The organism is Kordia sp., from assembly GCF_050633145.1.
In the GTDB taxonomy this organism is placed as follows: Bacteria; Bacteroidota; Bacteroidia; order Flavobacteriales; family Flavobacteriaceae; genus Kordia.
On sequence record NZ_JBOEFY010000023.1, the window covers coordinates 54,106 to 73,542 of the forward strand.

A 19,437-nucleotide genomic window follows, 5' to 3' on the forward strand; every position below is an offset into this window, starting at 1 on the left:
CAAAAGTTGCTTACCCTACCTTTTTTATATATCACCAATTTCTTTTCTGAGCACTTTTAATGCATTGTGCATGCGTTTCTCTACGGCTTTCTTTGAAATATCTAAAAATACTGCAATTTCACCATATGTCTTCTTATCAATTCTATTTAATAAAAACACTTCACGCTGTTTCTCTGACAAACGAGCAATAGCGTTTTCTAACTTTTGTAAAAACTCTTTCTCTTCTAATAAAAACTCAGGACTTTCTACATCGACTTCTGATTTTTTAATTTGCTTGTGTTGCAATACAACTTTTTTGTGCTTTACAACATTTAAAAAAGCATTGTTGGCAACTCTTTTTAAAAAGAATAATGCATTATCGAAAGGAATCTTTTTACAGTTATTCCAAAGTTTAATATAGGCTTCTTGAACCAAATCTTCAGCCAACTCAGCATCGCCAGATTTATAATAAATATAGTTGCGCAAGGTTCTTGAATGCTGCTTAAAAAGCGCATCAAAATTTTTGGACTCACAGACTGATTTTTCGGGCTTCAAGATGAGAACTATTGATGTTTGAAATTGGTTGATTCAAAAGTATGCAAAAAATATCAACTATTAATTTATTAAATATCAACTATTTAAATAATTATTTTAAAATTTATTTTGACAAAGGTAGGGTGAAAGTATGTCCAGTTGTCTATAATTCGTAAACACAAAAACAAACAAATCAAAACTAAATATCTATGAAAAAATTTCTGAAATTCTCATTGATTCTTGCATTAGCTGTTTTTACTTTTTCTTGTAGTAATGACAATACTGATGTAATCCCAGAAGACACACAAAGTACTAGTGAAACAAAAATAGCACTTAAGTCAAGCTTAACAACATATGCTCGTACTGCAACTACTACCAATCAGGCAGAGACCATGTTTTTAAACAATGATGATAATAATGACATCATTGAAAACTGTTTTACATTGAACTTTCCTTATACAGTAACAAATGGTAACACTACAGGTACAGTAAACAGTCAAGCAGAAGCAGAAAACTTTTTCAATGCAGGGTATATGTTAGCATTTCCTGTAGATGTAACTACTGCTGATGGTGAAGTAATAACTATCAATGACGAATTAGGTTTCATTGAGTTGTTAGAAGATTGCTTTGAAGACGGAACAGCTGGTGGTGGAAACCCTGGCGGTGGCGGAAACTCTGGAGGTGGAGAACCTGGTGATCCTTTTGGAAACGAGTGCTTTGAATTCAACTTTCCATTAAGTGTTGAAACTATAGATGGAACTACAGTTGTTGTAAATGACGAGTATGAATTATTTACTGTTGAAGGAGCTGTAGGATTTGTATATCCAATTTCAGTAACTACAGAAAGTGGTGTTGTAACAATAAATGGTGATGAAGACTTTGATGCTTTATACAACGATTGTTATGATATTGAGCCATGTGATGACTGTGGAACAAACTGCTTTGAAATTGTATTCCCACTTACATTAATCGATGATGCTGGAAACGTTACTACAGTAAATGATGATGATGAGTTTATCACATATTTAGACGGATTAGGAAACGACACGTTCTTTACAATTACGTTCCCAATGAATATTGAGTACGAAGATGGAACGCAAGCAACTATAAATAGTGAAGATGAATTAATTGCAGCGTTTGACGCTTGTAATTAATAATAATAGTTAGGTTGGTATGGTTAGGAAATTAACAGCTATACGTTTTTAAGCCAACGTACAGCTTTTTAATTACTCACTTGAAAACCCTTGTTTCGAAAGAAGCAAGGGTTCTTTTTTTGATGAAACTTACTTGCTAGAAATTTGATAAAGTGTAAGCAAAACAAATTGACAAACAACAAAAAAACAAACTACATCTAAAAAAGTGTTACTTTACAATCAAAACGATTGCTATGAATTCTACTTCTACAAAAGAATATTGGTCACAACGTTACAAAGACGAACGTACAGGTTGGGACATTGGTGCGCCATCAACACCTTTAAAGGAATATATTGATCAGTTAGAAAATAAAAACCTTAAGATTTTAATTCCTGGTGCAGGAAATGCCTACGAAGCCGAATATTTACTACAACAAGGCTTTACGAATGTATATATTTTAGATATTTCTGAAATTCCGCTGCAAGAATTCCAACAACGAAATCCTGAGTTTCCTGCTGAAAATTTAGTGTGTGATGACTTTTTTACACATAAAGACACATACGATTTAATTTTTGAACAAACCTTCTTCTGTTCATTTCCTCCATTGCCCGAAACACGCAAAAAATATGCAAAACACATTTCTGAATTATTAAAACCGAACGGAAAGTTAGTCGGTTTATGGTTTGATTTTCCCCTTACGGGAGATTTGGAAAAACGCCCTTTCGGTGGAAGTAAAGAAGAATATCTTAGTTATTTTGAATCGTATTTTAAAGTGAAAACATTGGAGAAAGCACACAACTCTATCACGCCACGTGCAGGCAACGAACTTTTTGGAATTTTTGTGAAAAGTTAAATTCTGTTAAAAATAGAAAGGACTTGTAATTTATTCGACAAATTCACCAACTCAATAAGAATAGCTTACAAACAAACTTTAACTATCTATACAGTTTTCATGAAAACGACCCAAGCATTTTTGCTTATCACACTATTTTTTAGTTTGATGGCATGCGAAACCAAAGAAAAATCAGCTGAAAAAGCTACAAAAACAGCTGCAGAAACAACACAAACAGAAACTCCAAAAAAAGTAGATAAAGCCACAAAAATTTTACAAGAAACCATGAAAGCACATGGTGGCGATTTGTACGATCAGGCGAATTACCAATTTGTTTTTCGTAACAAAGAATACAGTTTTAAAAATAATGGGAAAAACTACACCTATACTGTAAAAGGCACAAAAGACGGTAATACCACAGAAGACATTTTAGAAAACGGAGCATTTTCACGCCAAGTAAACAAAAAGCCTGTAACACTTTCTGAAAAGAAAAAAAACGGAGCCATAGGTTCAGTAAACTCAGTGATTTATTTTGCCACATTACCACACAAATTAAATGATGCAGCTGTAAATAAAAAGTTCGTAGAAGAAACTACAATTAAAGGTCAAAAATACGATGTGTTACAAGTGACTTTTAACGAAGAAGGCGGCGGAGAAGATCATGACGATCAATACCATTATTGGATCAATCAAAGCACAAAAAAAATAGACTACTTAGCGTATAATTATCAAGTAAATGGCGGCGGCGTTCGTTTTAGAAGCGCATACAATACACGTGTAATAGATGGAATTACGTTTCAAGATTACATCAATTACAAAGCGGAAGTTGGTACACCATTAAAGGATTTGCCAGCTTTATACGAAAAAGGAAGTTTAAAAGAACTATCAAGAATAGAAACAGAGAAAGTAATCAATTTAAAAAAGTAATCATGAAAAAAATTATCATGTTGTTCGCATTTTTTGCGGCAGTAAGTACCGTAAATGCACAAGATTTCCCAAAAGCAGATAAAAGTCCAACAGACATTGCACATTTTCCAACAAATGCACCAAAAAGAGCATTTGCAAAAACAGATGCTCAGAAGAAATCATTGACACCAAAAATTAGAGTAGTTTATGGACGACCTTATAAAAAAGGAAGAGAAGTTTTTGGAAACTTATTAAAGTTTGGAAAAGCCTGGAGAGTTGGTGCTAACGAATCTACTGAAATCTTATTTATGACAGACGTAATGGTTGGAAACACAAAAGTAAAGGCAGGACGTTATTCAGTAATTATTATTCCAACGAAAGATTCATGGACATTAAAAATCAATTCGGAAAATGATGGATGGGGAAATTATTCATACGACGCTTCTAAAGATGTAGCAAGTATTACTGTTCCAACACAAAAAAGTGATAAAGAAATTGAGCAATTATCAATTGTATTATATGAAAAAAGTAAAAATGTTGCACATTTAAAAATAGGTTGGGATACCACTGTTGCAGAGTTTCCAATTACATTAAAGTAAACTATTTTTTTAGGTGTAAACCCACAATAAAGAAAGCAATTATTCAATTTTTAGTTTAGATTTTTTAATTGAATTTAAAAGCACTTGCGCATTTGCGTAGGTGCTTTTTTGTTTTCCTACAACACCTAAAAATATGTATGGAATTCCGTAATAAGGAATGTGTGTATGGCGATTAATTTCGCTATATAAAACTAAAACGATATGCGCTACCTTACCCTTTTTTTGTTATGTACTACAGTTGCGATTGCTCAAAAAAGAAAACTGACTATTGTGACCTGGAATATTCAATATTTTGGAAAAACAAAGAATGCTAAAGAAATGAATGCGATTGCAGAAATTGTGAAGCATGCCGATATTATTGCTATTCAGGAAGTGGTAACAGGTTATGGCGGAAGGCAAGCTGTAGCAAGACTTAAGAAGGTGTTAGAGTCTAAAGGTGAAAGTTGGGATTATTTGTTGAGCGATAAAACAAATAGCTCAGAATATATGACAGAACGGTACGCTATTATTTGGAAAAACGAGCATATTAAAATTAAAAGAGGAAAGGAAGGCACTCTTGTAAAAGAATTAGATGAAAATGTTGATAGAGAACCTTTTATTGTTCAATTTTATGTAGATGACACTTCTTTCTTTGTGATGAATTACCATGCAAAATCTTATTTAAAAGATCCGCGTGAAGAAATAAAATATGTGCTTGATTATGTACAAGAAAACTACAAAGATTCTAAATTTATTTTGGCAGGCGATTTCAACTTATCTCAAGATGAAGTTGTTTTTGATAATTTTAAACAAGCAGGATTTAAACCAACACATTTAATTGAAAAAACAACGCTCAAACGAAACTGCGAACAAAATTCATATTTAAGTTGTTCGGTAGATAATATCTTCTTTTCAGCAAAAATCAATGCCGTTTCTCAGCAAGTTATCGACTTTGTAAAGGCTTGCGAAAACTTAAAAACTTCCCGTTATATTTCTGATCATTTGCCTGTAGAATTGCAGTTTACTTTTTAAGTAGCGATTGTATTTTTAATCTTCTTTTAAAAACGACTTTTCTTCATTTTTATATTTTGGAATATGGTTTTCAATATGATACTTTGTAATTTTTTTGAGCGAATCACCATAAATAGGATGTACAGCTTTGGCAGTAAAATACTCGTACGTATTTAGACGAATTTTGTAATACCAAATTAGTGGTGTTTCAGTATCTGCTGCAAAAAAATGGGTTTTGATGGAGACTTCTACCTTTTTTAAATTCTTTTGAATAAACGAATCATATACAATCACTTTGGTTCTGTATTGTGGGTGCGCGCTGTAGGTGCAATCGGTTATTTCGTATGTTTCTCCATTCCACGCCATGCATTGTTGACGCGTATCTGTCATGTGTGCTTCTTTCTGAAAATTTTCTTCGTTGGCTGTTTTCTTTTGAGGGGTAAAATTATATACTCCATAAAATAAAAACATACAAAAGATCATAAAACTCACTGCAATCCAATATCTTTTTTTTGAATATATAGTTACTTCTGAGTTGAACTCATCAACTTTGGGAGCATTTTCTTTTGTAGAAGTCAGTGGTTTGTCAATAGTAGTAGTTTCTAAATCTCCTGCAGTATTTCCTTTTTCTTCTTTTTTAGATTGAATTTCCTGCATTCGATACAGAGCATAAGGTCTTGGTTGAAAATCGATAAGCCAAGCAATCAGGTTTAAATTTTTTCTACTTGTTGAACCTGTATTTCTAAGCAAAAAATTTTGAACAGTTCTGAACTTTTCGGGATCTGTACTTTCAATTATTTTCAACAAATCTTCTTCGCGATTTACTTTAAAAAAAAGCCGTAAAAACTCTTCATCTTTTACATGACTTCCTTCCAAGAAGCGAACAATACATTTGTCTTTAATATCTGTACGTGTTGGTTCTAGTAAAACTCCTTTTTCTTCGTATTTCTTTAAAATTTCTTCACTGTAAGTCTTAATCGTTCTCATTACATACAATCATTTTTTTTCGGAATTCTTCGGAATCCTTTCGGGATTTTCGTAATTCCAAAAGTATTTTCGGAATCTTCGGAATTACTTGATAATCAGGGTTTAATTACACTATACATTTACTTCAAACAATAAATAACTTATTGTGATTGCAACATAATAAATGCGCAAAATTTATTGTTACGGAAAGCCATAAAAACAGTTAGTGAATAGTAATGAGAAGTACGCTTGAAACTTCTGTATTTACAACTTTCCTCTTCTCACCCAAGCGAAATACACCGCGTATTTCAATGGCCTTATCAGAGTGATAATTCATCCAATACATATGTCTTGGACTGGCCATTCAATATTCAAAATTTAATACGAGGATTATGAAAAAAATGTCCATAATTGCAGCTATCGTATTTTTGAGTTTGTACACAGTTTCGTGTACGCCCGAAGCGTTAGCAGAAGAGGAAAATATAGAATTGCAAGGAACAGGAGGAGATGATGGAGATGTACCAGCACCACCAACTCCGCCACCGCCACCGCCACCACCAAACGTTGGAGGTTAATCCATATAAAACTAGTCAATCACCTGAAGAGAAATTTTCAGGTGATTTCATTTTACAAGAATAGTCCATAATGAATTGCTTGTTGTGTAAATAGTTTCTTATATTTAATGTGATTTTTTCTAATAAATAAGATTCATGTATTGCAACTACCGTTTTAACATGTATACACATGTTTTATTTCTACTGCTTATTTCTTTTTGTATTTCCTGTACCCAACAAACAAATCAATCTAAAGAATTGGTTTCCGTAAAAGATTCGATCAATTTCTATTACCAAGAAAGTATTCGAGAAGATATTGATAAGGATAAAAAAGAGCAATATTTAAATGTGGTATATGACTTATTTGTGAAGCACGATGTAAGTACCAAACAGTCAATGTACATACTATACCTAAAAGCTTTAGAGTATGCAACAAAAGGGAAACATGCCGATTTTGAAAAAGCAAATTCACATTTACTGAAAGTAGCAAAAGAGCTCAATAATACAAAATACCAAGCAGAGTACTATAGACTTAAAGCATACCAAAATGAACTGAAAAAAAACTTAGGAAATGCATTTAGTAATTATAATGAAGCCAAAAATTTATATTTAAAAAGTAAAGATAGTATTGGTGTGGGCGAATGTCTTCAGAATATGGCAATCATTCAAAAAAACAGAAATGATTACAACGGAAGTGAAGGCACTGCTGTAGAAGCCTTGTCTTATCTTGAAAATTCGAACAATAAAGATAATATAGCAAGTTTATATAGTGTACTTGCTAAAAACCAACGTGAATTGCTGCGGTATGAAGAAGCAATTATAAACTATAAAAAGGCTATTTCAACTACAAAAAATGATATTGATAGATTAACGTATAAGAATAACCTAGCAATACTTTTTACTGATATGGGAGAATATGATGCTTCCATAAAATTGTTGACTGAGGTTTTAAAAAATCCCTTAATTCAATCTAAAAACTTAAAAGAAAAAGCTCGTGTTAAAGATAATCTGGCATATACAAAATGGTTAAAAAATAGTGATTCAGATGTTTTAGAAGATTTATTAGATGCTGTAAAATTAAGAAATGCTCAAAATGACGATTTAGGCTTGGTAGCAAGTTACACGCATTTAGCAGAATATTATACAGATAAGGATGCAGTGCAAGTGTTGGCTTACGGAGAAAAGGCAATTGCACTTTCTAAAAAAATTCCAATGCCCGAAGCTGAGTTAGATGTTTTAGATTTTATGATGATGGCTCAACCTAAAAATGTAAAACTTAGAAATCGACATATTTTTCTACAAGATAGCTTGCGAGAAGTCAATCTAAAAGTGCAGAGTAGATTTGCGCAGACGAAATATGATAATATTGGACTTAAAAAAGAAAACGATCAAAAAGATCGTGAAAACGAAAGACAAGAAACTCAAAAAATAATTAACGGAGTACTTGCAATGTTAGTCGTTATTATTGCTGCTTTTATTGTGTACTTCTTATATCAAAAGCACAAACGCGAAAAGATTTTGGAAGTATATAATACCGAAACACGCATTTCAAAAAAGGTTCACGATGAGCTTGCAAATGATGTATATAATGTGATGGTAGTTTTGCAAAAAGTATTAAAAAACAAAGCAGGATTAACGAGTAAAGTGATAAATCAAGTAGAAGATATTTACGTGCGAACGCGAAATATTTCGCATGAACATGATAGTATTGATACAGGAGATCATTATACGGATGGACTGCGCGAAATGATAGGAGATTACAATACAGACGAAACCGCAATTATTATAAAAGATATTGAGCAACCAAACTGGGAAAAGACTGAAACATACATAAAAATAGTAGTATATAGAGTATTGCAAGAACTTATGGTAAACATGAAAAAGCATAGCAAAGCTACGGTAGTTGTGCTTACATTTTCTAGCAAAGATAAGAAGCTAAGTATACATTATTCCGATAATGGAATTGGACTTCCGTTTATCAAAGCTTCAAAGCGAGATTTATTAAATATGGAAAACCGTATACAGAGTGCAGAGGGAACGCTTAATTTTGATTCAGAGTCTAGAAAAGGATTGAAATTGAGCATGGTTTTTCCTGTGTAATACATCTGTATATGTTTAAAAAAATATTAGTAGCCGAAGATTTAAAAGGAATCAATGAAGGTATTATTTCCTTCTTAAATGAAAATTTAGAAATTGAAACATTAGAACTAGTCCAATATTGTGATGATGCGTATTTAAAGTATAAAAAAGCAATTTTGGATGAAGAACCTTATGAGTTGTTGATTACCGATTTGTCTTTTGAAAGCGACTATAGAGAACAAAAATTACGTTCAGGAGATGAACTCGCTATGAAAATTAGAGAAACGGACGCTGACACTAAAATTATTATTTATTCTATAGAAAAACGCTTTTCCAAAATAAAAAAATTGATCCGAACAGTTGGACTAAACGGATATGTGTGCAAAGGAAGAAATGGTTTGGACGAACTGCTCATTTGCATCGAAGAAGTCTACAAAGGAAATACATATTTATCGCCTGATGCACGACCAGCTTTAACAAAAAAAGACATCACAGAACTGAACGATTTTGATATTGAAATTCTAATTCATTTATCTAACGGACACATTCAAAAAGACATTAGTAAAATTATGTTTACCAGTACAAGTTCGGTAGAAAAACGCTTGAATGCATTGAAGATCGTTTTTAGAGCCAAAAACACGACACATTTAGTATCAATCATTAAAGACTTAGGACTTATTTAGCTGCCTTCACATACGTATTCAAAGTCAATCCGATGACAATTAGAACAATACCAAGCAAACTCCAAAGTGTGTACGATTCGTGAAACCAACTCAGTCCAATGAGCATGGTAAAAATAACTTCAATATACTTTAATGGAGCAGCTTTGTTGGTTTCGGCAAGTTGTAAGGCTTTCGTCATATAAAGCTGTCCAATATACCCAAAAACACCAAGACTTAACAATAATGCCCATTGCCAACCAACAGGTGTTTTCCAATACGGAATACATAAAATACCGCCAGCTATTAGTGCAATCATCATAAAATAATTAACGACGACAATCGGATGGTCGTGCGAACCAATTTTACGAATAATAATGAACACCAAACCGCTAAAAAATGCAGAAGCCAGCACTAACAGAAGTCCGGTTGTATCAATTTGTGTATCAAATCCTTTTAAAACAACGACACCACCAAATGCAATGAGGAAAAAGAGCCATTGTATGGGTTTTATTTTTTCTTTTAGAATGAACACTGCAAAAACCGCTGCAAAAATAGGAGAGATGTAACGCAATGAAACTGCCGATCCGATAGGTAAATATTTGATAGACATAAAAAATAATGACATAGACGTAACACCTAAAACTCCGCGAAGTACTAACAATGTTTTTTTATTCCCAAGCATGGAAATATTATATTTTAGAAGTAATGGAATCGTAAAAAATAACGTTCCAATAGATCGAAAAAACACAATTTGATAGGCATTAAAATCACTCAAATACTTTACAATTGCATTCAAAAAAGCAAAGCCAATGGCGCTGATTATCATAAATTGAATGGCTTTTTTGAGCATAAATTTTGCGATTTTTTAGAGGTCACAAAAATAAGACATTTATGAATGTAGTCATGTTTAATATTCTGGAAATTACACGATTTTTATTTGGGTTTTATATTGGTAAAATGATTTCCATTAACGTGGTATATGGTTAGTAGGTTTCCATGTCCCGCAAAGTTTTCATTTGGTCTATCTCCGTATACTACCGTGATTGGATTTTGTATATTTAGTACATTCCTAATAATTGTTATAATTCGCGGCGCAGCAAATAGCATATCGCCATAACTTCCAATTTGTTCTCTAATATTCATCAGTTGCCCTAAATTGGGCATTGCTCCATGTGCAGCTAGCGAAATGGCATTAATCAAACAATTATTTACATTGAGTAATAAATTAGCATCATGTTCTATTTTAAGCTCTTCATTTTTATTGGTAACCAAAGATCTTCCTCCTTCAGCTGCAGGTTTATAAATTGGTTTCGTACCAGAAAAAAGACGTGAAAAGGTATAAGGCTTCTTTCTTCTTTTTACTTTTCTATAAGCTTTCTTTAGATAATGGCGACCACCTCTACTACCTTTCATTAAGTCAGAACCCATAGCAGCAATTGCTTCTGCGATATGTTGATCAAGATCTATTTTTATTCCTTTTCTCAATAAAAATCGAAGCATACGTTTTTGTACTCTTCTTGGATTTTTATAGTTCCTACGATCAAGATTTTTACTCAAATTATCCCAATTATAATCAGAACTAGTTCCTGAACGTTTAAACGTTTTCCCATCTTTTTTGCCTGTTCTATGAAGAGGAGTAGCATAAATATCCTTGGTCCCAGGATTATCGTATTCTATACGATGTTTCCCTCCAAGATTAATAGAAAATGGTAAATTACTATAATCATCACGTTTATTTGCTTGGCGTCCCATACGAATGGCATCAAACATACTAAGTTCAGAGACACCCGTTTTATTTTTAGTCGGATCTGTACGGTGTAAATCAATTTTACTTTTCTCTTTGTTGCCAATAACAGTTGTCATATCTACGTCATCTTCATCATCAGAGTTCCAACCGCTCAAATCTTCCATTGGAGAAAACTTTGTGCTTTTTGGATGTAAGTCAGCAGGAGTATGAATGAAATGCATTCCTTTTTGTTTTATATTCCATGCACGTAATAAACCTAATCGTAAATGTTTAGGGTTTTTGGTATTGTTAATATAAGTGCTTACTGCTACAGAAGAAGACTCAATTCCTAAATTATTAGCTTCAATAAATTTAATAGCATGTTTTTGTAATCGCTGTATTATTTTTCCTGAAGTTGGAGCCGCTATTTTAAATTGCGAAGTGTTTACTTGAGTCGCTTTAGTTAAATCGAACTTTTTTTCAACAATTTCCTTTCGTTGCAACGCTTTTGCGCCCATCACATCAGCTTCTTTTTCCAAACCAACATTATCATTAATTTTTGCGCCAGCGATTGTTTTTGTAAGTTGTACACGTCCTTGTTTTTGCTGTACCACATGCCAAGCTTCGTGTGCTAAATGTTTTTCTTGTCCAGAAGCCAAATGAATATTAGTTCCTTGCGCGTATGCATGTGCATTGAGTTGAGCTGGTTTTGACGAATTGTAATGCACTTTTACATCATCTAAAGAATGACCAGACATATTTTCCATTCCTGATTTTAAATTATCTGGTAATCCTGTATTATTTTTCTTTTTTTGGATGGTAGTTCCTTGTATTTTATCAACTTGCTTTTGCTGAACGACAGAAGAAGCGCGATTATCTTCTAAAGAAAAACGACCTTTTTGATCTGAATGAATATTCAAATGTGAAGCGGCAGTTTGCTGTACTTTTTCTTTGGTTCTATTGATAAGTTGATGTTCCATTTTGCATTTATGATATTGGAATGGTAAACTTTACCTTGTATGGCTATCTTAAAACCATTTTAGTTCTAAACTCTTAACAATCTTCTGGGTATTTTAAGATGTATTATTTTAGAGATGCTACTGCATGTCCAACATGCCTGCCAGATATGCTTCTTGTAACCGGATCGTAATTAAAATCTATTACGGTAAGTCCTAAAGCTGGAGCTAACTGTACAGCTATACTTATTCTTTTCGTTCCATCATCAGCAATCAAATGACCGCCTACATAAGTGACAGGACCTGTTCTAAAAACTGGATCGTGTAGTTTGGCTAAAGCAGCACCGTCGCTGGTAAAAGCGACATGTCTGTTTTTTGAATCGTGATAAACTTGATCCAAGGCGTGTCTTGATGGGTCTTTATTTACAGGAGCATACCGATACAAATCATGTGCTGTGACTGTATACATTGAGTTTCCTTTATTATTTGATGTATTGAAAGAAGTAAACCTAGATGGCTGATTTGTCCACAGTTTGGCTGGTCCATTAACGTGAGCTGGTGCCGCAAGATGACCTTGCCATCCTCCAATATTATTTTCAACAATCCATCCTGTAGCTCCATTGACAGTGCCGTATACGTGTTCCTTTTTTCCAAAAAGAATTCCTGATGTAAACTTCTTCATGTGACTAGAATTAATTTCTATGGCATCTCCCTTTTTATATGTACCTATTTTACTATGCGCTGCATTTCGAACATTTCCATCTTCTTTTGCCAAGTATTGACCAATATGCTTTGCTCGTTGTATAATTGTAGATGGTTTATTGACAGACGATATCGTTGCTGTTGTTTTTGTCTTCCGTTGTAATGCCTTTGCGCCCATTGCATCAGCTTCTTTTTCTAAACCGACATCATCATTTACTTTTGTTCCCGAAATAGTTGTAGTTGGCTGCACGCGTCCTTGTTTTTGCTGTACCACATGCCAAGCTTCATGTGCTAAATGTTTTTCTTGCCCAGAAGCTAGGTGAATATTACTCCCTTGTGCATACGCATGCGCGTTGAGTTGCGCTGGTTTTGACGAATTGTAATGTACTTTTACATCATCTAAAGAATGACCAGACATACTTTCCATTCCTGATTTTAAATTATCGGGCAATCCTGTATTATTTTTTTTCTGCTGAATGATTGGCATCGGACGATTATCTTCAAGAGCAACACTTTTGCTTTGATGCGCAGCAGCTTTTTGTTGGTTTTTTTCTCCAGATTTTTTAGTAAGATGTGTTTTCATGATAGGATTGGTTTTTGGCAGTTTTACTAAGATTAGGCTTCTATTTGATGAACAATAACTGGACTTTTTCCGCCACTATAATCCAATGCAGAACAATAGTTATGATGATGAATATAATCTTGAAGCCGTTTTAATTTTGGATCGTAATAGGGAAATTCAACCTTATGTCCTGTAATTGATTCCCGAATGGATGTATTGTAAAAAGGGTATTCTGTAAATAGATTATGATGCACCTTAGATTCTAAAAGATGTTTTTCCTGATATTCATGAGTTTTATATCTAATAATTCCCAAAGCCACTTTTTTATAAAAATAATGTAGTACTTTTTGAAAAGGTGTCGTATTGCTTTTTCCAATTAAAAACACACGTCTGTTTGTAATTAAGTATCCATATACATGGAAGTCTTTATCTACAGTACAATTATTCAGTGCTTCTGCAATGATAATATTTCGCTGTTCCTGTGGAATTTCATAACGCCATGAATGCATCACCAATAATTGGTAATGTGCGTCTTTGTGTTTATATTTTTTAACATCCATACAAGAACTATTTTAAGGTTGTGTAATGGTTTTGTTTTCTTTTTTTAATTCTCTTCGAATTCCTGTAATTAATTCTTGTCTCTGTACTATTGTGTCTCCACGTTGAATTGTAGCGAGTGCGCAATAACGCAATACATTAATAATGGCGCCACCTGTTAATTCATAATTTTCTGCAATAGTGTATAGGTCAATATCTGGATGGAGCGTACAGGTTCCAGAAAATGCTTTTTGCCACAATAACATGCGTTCTTCCACAGAAGGCATTTTAAATTGTATGATGGATTGAAACCTTCTTGAAAATGCCTGATCCATATTTGCTTTTAAATTGGAAGCTAGAATGATGAATCCAGGGAAATCTTCAATGCGTTGCAATAAATAAGCTGTTTGCTGATTGGCATGTCGGTCATTTGACGAATTTGCTTTTGTACGTTTTCCAAACAAAGCATCTGCTTCATCAAAAAACAGAATCCAATTTTGGTGTGCTGCTGTATCAAAAATGCGCGATAGATTTTTTTCAGTTTCTCCAATATATTTAGAAACAATCATAGACAAATCAACACGATATACATCCAAACCTAAATTCTTTCCCAATAAAGAAACAGTGAGCGTTTTTCCTGTTCCTGGAGGTCCGTAAAATAAAGCTCTGTATCCAGGTTTTAAATGTTTAGACAATCCCCAATCATCTAGTAAAGTATTTTTATGTACTAACCAAGTTTTCAGTTCAGTTACCTGATCCATAATATCTGGATTTAATACGATATCATCCCATTCTAAATTGGTCGTTATTTTTTGTGCAGGAAATGTAATGCTATGTTCTAGCTTTGGTTTTTCTCCTGTAATAAAATACTGTAACCATCTGTGATTGATACTTAAAACACCATTGAATCTTGGTAAATACTGTTCTGTAGATTCAATGTCTAAAATTTGTTCTTTCTGAAAAATATGATCATTTTCAAAAAAAGAAAGCACTTGCAGTCGCCACTCCGGGTTAAGCGCTGTAATAAGAAATAACAAGGTTTGTCCTGTGGGTAAAAAACCACTATGACTTTTGTCGATAACACCGCCAAATTCTGTAAATCCTCGATTGTATATTCGATTCTGGCCAAAAAAAACATCTAATGCTTCTGGTTGAATGTGTGGTGTAATTGCCAAAATCAAAGCAATGCGCTCTAAGTTGGTCAAATTCCACGTATTTACAGTATTTGCAAAAGGTGAATCTACTTCAGAAAGATCGGGCATTGCAATTTCTGTCCAATGTGTTTCTCCAGCATTTTCATGTTGCAAATAACTACTTATGACTTGATTGATGACATTTTGAAGCCAATCAATCTCCTCATAAATAGAAATGATATGTGAGTTAGTCTCCATAATAGTTAAAAAACTTTTGTACATCGTCTAAACTCGTATTCGTCCAAGAAAAATACTGCAATGCTGTATTAGGATTTAGCTGATTGGCTTGTAACATGTCTAATACACAGGCTTGCGCATTTGTGGTAATTGGCGGACTGTACGAAAGCTCATTATGATAAAAATCATATTGGTAAAAATTATTTGCCCAAGAAGCGACTCTTGTTTGATCACTAATAAGTTGACTGATAAACACTTCGAGTTTTTCTTGTTGTACAATTAATTTTTTTGCTTTAAAAAAGGATGGTTTCCGTTTGTCTTCGCGATGGTAAAATTCAATTTCTCTTGCTTGAATTGTTTTTGCGCTTGAATCTCCAAAAATATCGACCAATCCGAAGTTTTCAGATTCTGTGGCAATTTCCAATTCTCCTTTATCAGAACTGGCAATGGCGAGTGTCCAATTTTCTGTAGTTGCACATTCCGTAACAATATATAGCTCTCGAAACGAGTACAATGTTTGTGTCATTTTAATAATGAGTTCATCTTTAAAATCACTCCAATTAGCAAACTTAACAGATTCGGGAGTGCTACTTTTAAAGAAGAAACTTCCAAATCCGTCAAAATTTAATAATTGTTTGCTAAACTCAAAATCGCCTTCAATAGGATTGTGTCCGCTATCGCGACCAGAATAGGCTTTTGTAACGCCTTCACTAAAATTCCAACTGGAAGGATTGAGTTTTATACCATTTTCAAAAGCTACATCATCAGCATTGATAATATTTTTTCTAAAAATGTTCCCTAAAACAATGAGTTCTCCATTTACAATTTGGAAAAAATCACCTGGATACATGTTTTGATTCAATGGTTTTGTGGGTATAAATCCATTGGTTCTATTATAAAAACTTCGATAAAATCTTTTAAATACATTTTCCATGTTTGTTTTATTTTAAGGTGATTAATTCCATGTAATATACTGAAAGTTAGGAAGCCAGAGCTGCTGCATTTGCTGCGGCAAGTCCTGCTTGTAAAGAAGCAAGTTGTACTTGTGCATCACTAAGCTTACTTTGTGAATCGTTCAATTGGTTAATGGTGTCTTTAGAAGCTGTTAAGGCTTCATCATACATGTTACTTGTTACGGTATATGCATAATCCAATAAAGATTGAATTGTATATGTTGTTTTTGGATCTGTTGGTGTTTCAGCACTTGGGATGTTATTATTTTGAATGCCATCTACTTCCTCTCCAATCATAAACTCATATAACTTTGTAGCTTGTAAGAGTTGTAATGCCATTGCTGCTTCAGATTCTAAACTAGTTGCCTGTGCCGAAAAAACAGACTGTAATGCTACTAATGTTAGTGCTACCGCATTGTTTGCATCTGTTCCAGCAGTAGTAACCATCGTTACCAATTCGTCAGAAATTAACGGATTAGATGCTTTTTTACGAATGACTAAGTTTGCTAGTTTATTGATGACTTCTGCCGAATAGATTAAATTATTAATCGTTGTTTTTATTTCTTCAGCAACCGTTTTTATTTTCGCATCCGCAAGCACAATAGCATCAAAGGTAATCTCTGAATTGTTTTGCAAATCTTTTGCGTCATTTACCATTGTATCTAACAAATCCTTGTTACTCAATGCTTGCGCTTTGCTAGCTTCTGCGGCGGAAAGTTGTGAGGTTAATTTATTTGACTTTGCTGTAAGAGAGTCTACAATAGCTTGATATTGATCTACTGTACCTTGTACGTCTGTTACTTGTTGCTTGAGTTGGTCTAACTCTTGTTTTTTTCGTTCGGTAATTCCGTATGGTGGCGGAACAGTTGTATTTAATGGACTCATAATGTTTTTTTTAAAGTTTTAGTATGTTGCGTTTGCATTTGGATCTACATAAGTAAATGTTGCTGTATTTTGAAAATCGGAAAGCGCGTTTATAAACTGCTTGTTAATTGTTGCCGTATTATTTGAAACTGTTACAATTGCAGGAACGTAGTTGTTTTGATCGATTAATCGATTTCCAAAATTATCTGTTGTTTCAGGCTTAATCTCAAATTCCATAGTGTATAATTGGTAACCACTATGCAATAATTTAAGATCATTGATAAAGTTTGAAAAATCCTTTATTGCTTCCTTCAAGACAATACTAATTGTTTGTTCTAATAACTTTATGACATCGTCTATGAATTTTTCTAGTTCTAGATTTTCAAGATCCTCTATAATGTTTTTAAGATCCTCCACTAATACTCCTTTATCAACAGTAGCCCAATCGATATCGTTCCATTTTTGCAAATCAACAGTTAGTTCATTAATTAGATAATTAAAAACAGTTTGTGGTGTGTCTGGATCACTTCTATCAATTGGTGTATAACTTCCAGCAGGAATTTGTTCGGCAGTTGTTAAATTAAAGAAGAATCCTGGCTTTATGTGATCTTGGTTTGTAGCATTTTCTATTTTTGCCTCTTTGGTAGCTTCTAGCGATGCCAATTCAGCTTCTAGTTTAGTCACCTCTGCTTTTTTGGCAGTAATAGAGGTATTTAACTTTTCATTTTGTGTTTCTGCTTTTTTCTTTTTTGTAGCACTTGTACTTGGATCATTGATTATTTGATTATTTTCATTCACCTGTGTTTCTAATCCTGAAATTTCTGAGTTTAATGAATTAATTTCTTCACTCTTTGCTTCAATTTGAGGATCATACTCGTCGGCAATATCTTCTATTGTTTTAGTTTCTTTTTCAAGATCAACTAAACCTTCAACAGTTAATAAACCTTTAATTAAGTTGGTGTTATCTGGTAAAAACAATCCATGATATTCTACTTCATAGTTCGGATTTTCCAAGACTTGAAACTTAATTTTTTCAACAGCAATTACTTCTTCTTCATCAACAGTAAGATCTCCAGTAGTTGTATTGTCTGAAACTGTGATGACTTTCTGTGTATCTCCACCAATAGCTTTTATGTTGTTTGCGCTAACTCGGTTTAGTCTATTTTCCAATGTAAACCTTCGGCTTGGTGCTGTCATATAATCATCAAACGTGTTGATTATTTTTTTGTAACTATTTTCTAGTACTGCAAAGACAACAACTACATAATTATCACCTAAATTCATAGCATCACCATCAGTATCTACTAATTGAGACGTATAAATTTTTTGTTTTATTGGCGCTTCAAAAGTAGAAAAGTCAATAATGGTATGATTTTCAGCCGTAGTAGAAGGAAGGATAGAAGTTTTTGGTGATACTTGATAAAACCTACGTCGATTGCCTTTATCTACAATCTCTTCTGCATTGTTTACAGAAAATGTGTCACTCTTACTATCTTTTACCAGCATGATGTAGTAATCTTGTACAGGATATCCACTAGCTGGAGCACTATCATTAGCTATAATATTACCATTTTCATCTTTTGTAAAAGGACTTGTATATGGAAAAAATGAAACCGTATAGTTGGTAGCATCGCCAACAGACATAGGAACAACAACGTTTAAGGCTAAATTTAATTCGGAGTTATTTAATTGGTAGGCTTGAAATGTAGCATTGCGGGCAACACTAATATCTTCTAAAGCACCTTCTGCTTTTTTCTCATTAGTGTTTGAAGTAGCTAGTTTTTCATTTTCAGAACTGAGTTCTTGAGTCGTTGCATCAAATTGTGCCGACGTAACACTCAATAAGTTTTTTACAGCAGCATCTGTACTTGTTGCTTTATCGGCCAATGTATTTGAAGATACTTCTGCAATTAATTGAGAAGCTTCCATACTGTGTTGTGATGTCATCTCTGCGGTATATGCAGTAATATTCATTAAATCGTAGGCATTTTTACTTTGAGTGTAAATTTCAGTGCCAAAGTCAGCAGCACTTACAATACTAAAAATGCTTCCTGCATCGCTGGTTAGTTTTAAAATAGCATTTGCTGCAATTTGAACGTTTGCGGCAGCTACAGCTGTATTACTTACTGATTTTGCGGTATATGCTTTTACATTTTCAGAAGAAGCCAATACATTGGTAGACAAATCACTGTCTGAAATTGCTTGTTCGTGTACTTTTTGTTCAAAAGCATACTTTTTGTTGATAATTTCTACCTTTTCAGCCGTTGTAATTCGATCGCCTTGTGCATAGTAAAGCGAAAACATAGACGCATCTTGTTCCGACTTTACTTTTTGTAATTCTAATTCTTGCTCGTTCAATGACGAAACGACACTCGAATGTAGATTTTCATTGTAAGAATTCATAAATTTTATTTTTTAGTTTGTTAATTAATTTTTTAACCGTTTTATAGGTTTACGCTTCTTTTCTGTGTGTGATAACAGCTTTAACTACTGTCTATTTTTGATGGTTTTGTACAAGTATTCATGGTTTTA

At 33.4% G+C, this 19,437-nt stretch carries 18 protein-coding genes; 8 read left to right on the plus strand and 10 right to left on the minus strand.

Going from position 1 to position 19,437, the window contains the following annotated elements:
* Positions 1 to 24: 24 nt before the first annotated feature.
* Positions 25 to 534 (minus strand): RNA polymerase sigma factor, encoded by a 510-nt coding sequence (locus tag ACRBBL_RS11600; RefSeq protein WP_431369218.1) that lies wholly within the window; start codon positions 532 to 534, stop codon positions 25 to 27.
* 188 nt (positions 535 to 722) lie between these two features.
* On the opposite strand from ACRBBL_RS11600, the gene ACRBBL_RS11605 reads away from it, so the two are divergent.
* From ACRBBL_RS11605 to ACRBBL_RS11625, 5 genes are all read left to right on the plus strand, one after another.
* Entirely contained in the window at positions 723 to 1,667 is a 945-nt protein-coding gene (locus ACRBBL_RS11605; RefSeq protein ID WP_431369219.1) for a hypothetical protein, read from the plus strand.
* Positions 1,668 to 1,900: 233 nt separating this feature from the next.
* Positions 1,901 to 2,500 carry a methyltransferase gene (locus ACRBBL_RS11610; RefSeq protein WP_431369220.1) on the plus strand — a complete coding sequence of 200 codons (600 nt, stop codon included), beginning with the start codon at positions 1,901 to 1,903 and terminating at the stop codon, positions 2,498 to 2,500.
* Positions 2,501 to 2,599: 99 nt separating this feature from the next.
* Positions 2,600 to 3,406: a DUF6503 family protein gene (locus tag ACRBBL_RS11615; protein WP_431369221.1), complete on the plus strand. Its 807-nt coding sequence runs from the start codon at positions 2,600 to 2,602 to the stop codon at positions 3,404 to 3,406.
* Between the two features lie 2 nt (positions 3,407 to 3,408).
* Positions 3,409 to 3,984 (plus strand): DUF2911 domain-containing protein, encoded by a 576-nt coding sequence (locus ACRBBL_RS11620; RefSeq protein WP_431369222.1) that lies wholly within the window; start codon positions 3,409 to 3,411, stop codon positions 3,982 to 3,984.
* Between the two features lie 201 nt (positions 3,985 to 4,185).
* On the plus strand, positions 4,186 to 4,995 hold the full coding sequence (locus ACRBBL_RS11625) for an endonuclease/exonuclease/phosphatase family protein (RefSeq protein ID WP_431369223.1): 810 nt from the start codon (positions 4,186 to 4,188) through the stop codon (positions 4,993 to 4,995).
* A gap of 15 nt (positions 4,996 to 5,010) precedes the next feature.
* On the opposite strand, the gene ACRBBL_RS11630 is transcribed toward ACRBBL_RS11625, so the two are convergent.
* Positions 5,011 to 5,961 (minus strand): hypothetical protein, encoded by a 951-nt coding sequence (locus ACRBBL_RS11630; RefSeq protein ID WP_431369224.1) that lies wholly within the window; start codon positions 5,959 to 5,961, stop codon positions 5,011 to 5,013.
* Between the two features lie 371 nt (positions 5,962 to 6,332).
* Between ACRBBL_RS11630 and ACRBBL_RS11635 the strand changes: the two genes are divergently transcribed.
* The 3 genes from ACRBBL_RS11635 (at position 6,333) to ACRBBL_RS11645 (ending at position 9,256) form a co-directional block, all read left to right on the plus strand.
* Positions 6,333 to 6,515, plus strand: a complete 183-nt coding sequence (locus ACRBBL_RS11635; protein ID WP_431369225.1) for a hypothetical protein — start codon at positions 6,333 to 6,335, stop codon at positions 6,513 to 6,515.
* A gap of 159 nt (positions 6,516 to 6,674) precedes the next feature.
* Positions 6,675 to 8,594, plus strand: coding sequence for a tetratricopeptide repeat-containing sensor histidine kinase (locus ACRBBL_RS11640; RefSeq protein WP_431369226.1), 1,920 nt, complete (start codon positions 6,675 to 6,677; stop codon positions 8,592 to 8,594).
* Positions 8,595 to 8,605: 11 nt separating this feature from the next.
* Positions 8,606 to 9,256, plus strand: coding sequence for a response regulator (locus ACRBBL_RS11645; RefSeq protein WP_431369227.1), 651 nt, complete (start codon positions 8,606 to 8,608; stop codon positions 9,254 to 9,256).
* Here ACRBBL_RS11645 and ACRBBL_RS11650 read toward each other — a convergent pair.
* The 8 genes from ACRBBL_RS11650 to ACRBBL_RS11685 form a co-directional block, all read right to left on the minus strand.
* Positions 9,249 to 10,085 carry a DMT family transporter gene (locus ACRBBL_RS11650; RefSeq protein WP_431369228.1) on the minus strand — a complete coding sequence of 279 codons (837 nt, stop codon included), beginning with the start codon at positions 10,083 to 10,085 and terminating at the stop codon, positions 9,249 to 9,251. The genes ACRBBL_RS11645 and ACRBBL_RS11650 overlap by 8 nt on opposite strands.
* Positions 10,086 to 10,168: 83 nt before the next feature.
* A complete protein-coding gene (locus tag ACRBBL_RS11655) occupies positions 10,169 to 11,941 on the minus strand; it encodes a DUF4157 domain-containing protein (RefSeq protein WP_431369229.1) in 1,773 nt (590 codons plus the stop codon).
* Between the two features lie 103 nt (positions 11,942 to 12,044).
* Positions 12,045 to 13,202, minus strand: coding sequence for a DUF4157 domain-containing protein (locus ACRBBL_RS11660; protein ID WP_431369230.1), 1,158 nt, complete (start codon positions 13,200 to 13,202; stop codon positions 12,045 to 12,047).
* 32 nt (positions 13,203 to 13,234) lie between these two features.
* A complete protein-coding gene (locus ACRBBL_RS11665; protein ID WP_431369231.1) occupies positions 13,235 to 13,741 on the minus strand; it encodes a hypothetical protein in 507 nt (168 codons plus the stop codon).
* A 12-nt stretch (positions 13,742 to 13,753) separates the two neighbouring features.
* Positions 13,754 to 15,109, minus strand: a complete 1,356-nt coding sequence (locus ACRBBL_RS11670) for an ATP-binding protein (RefSeq protein WP_431369232.1) — start codon at positions 15,107 to 15,109, stop codon at positions 13,754 to 13,756.
* Positions 15,099 to 16,022 (minus strand): hypothetical protein, encoded by a 924-nt coding sequence (locus tag ACRBBL_RS11675; RefSeq protein WP_431369233.1) that lies wholly within the window; start codon positions 16,020 to 16,022, stop codon positions 15,099 to 15,101. The genes ACRBBL_RS11670 and ACRBBL_RS11675 overlap by 11 nt, the downstream gene beginning before the upstream one ends.
* A gap of 46 nt (positions 16,023 to 16,068) precedes the next feature.
* Positions 16,069 to 16,926, minus strand: coding sequence for a hypothetical protein (locus ACRBBL_RS11680; protein ID WP_431369234.1), 858 nt, complete (start codon positions 16,924 to 16,926; stop codon positions 16,069 to 16,071).
* 18 nt (positions 16,927 to 16,944) lie between these two features.
* Positions 16,945 to 19,308: a hypothetical protein gene (locus ACRBBL_RS11685; RefSeq protein ID WP_431369235.1), complete on the minus strand. Its 2,364-nt coding sequence runs from the start codon at positions 19,306 to 19,308 to the stop codon at positions 16,945 to 16,947.
* Positions 19,309 to 19,437 lie beyond the last annotated feature (129 nt).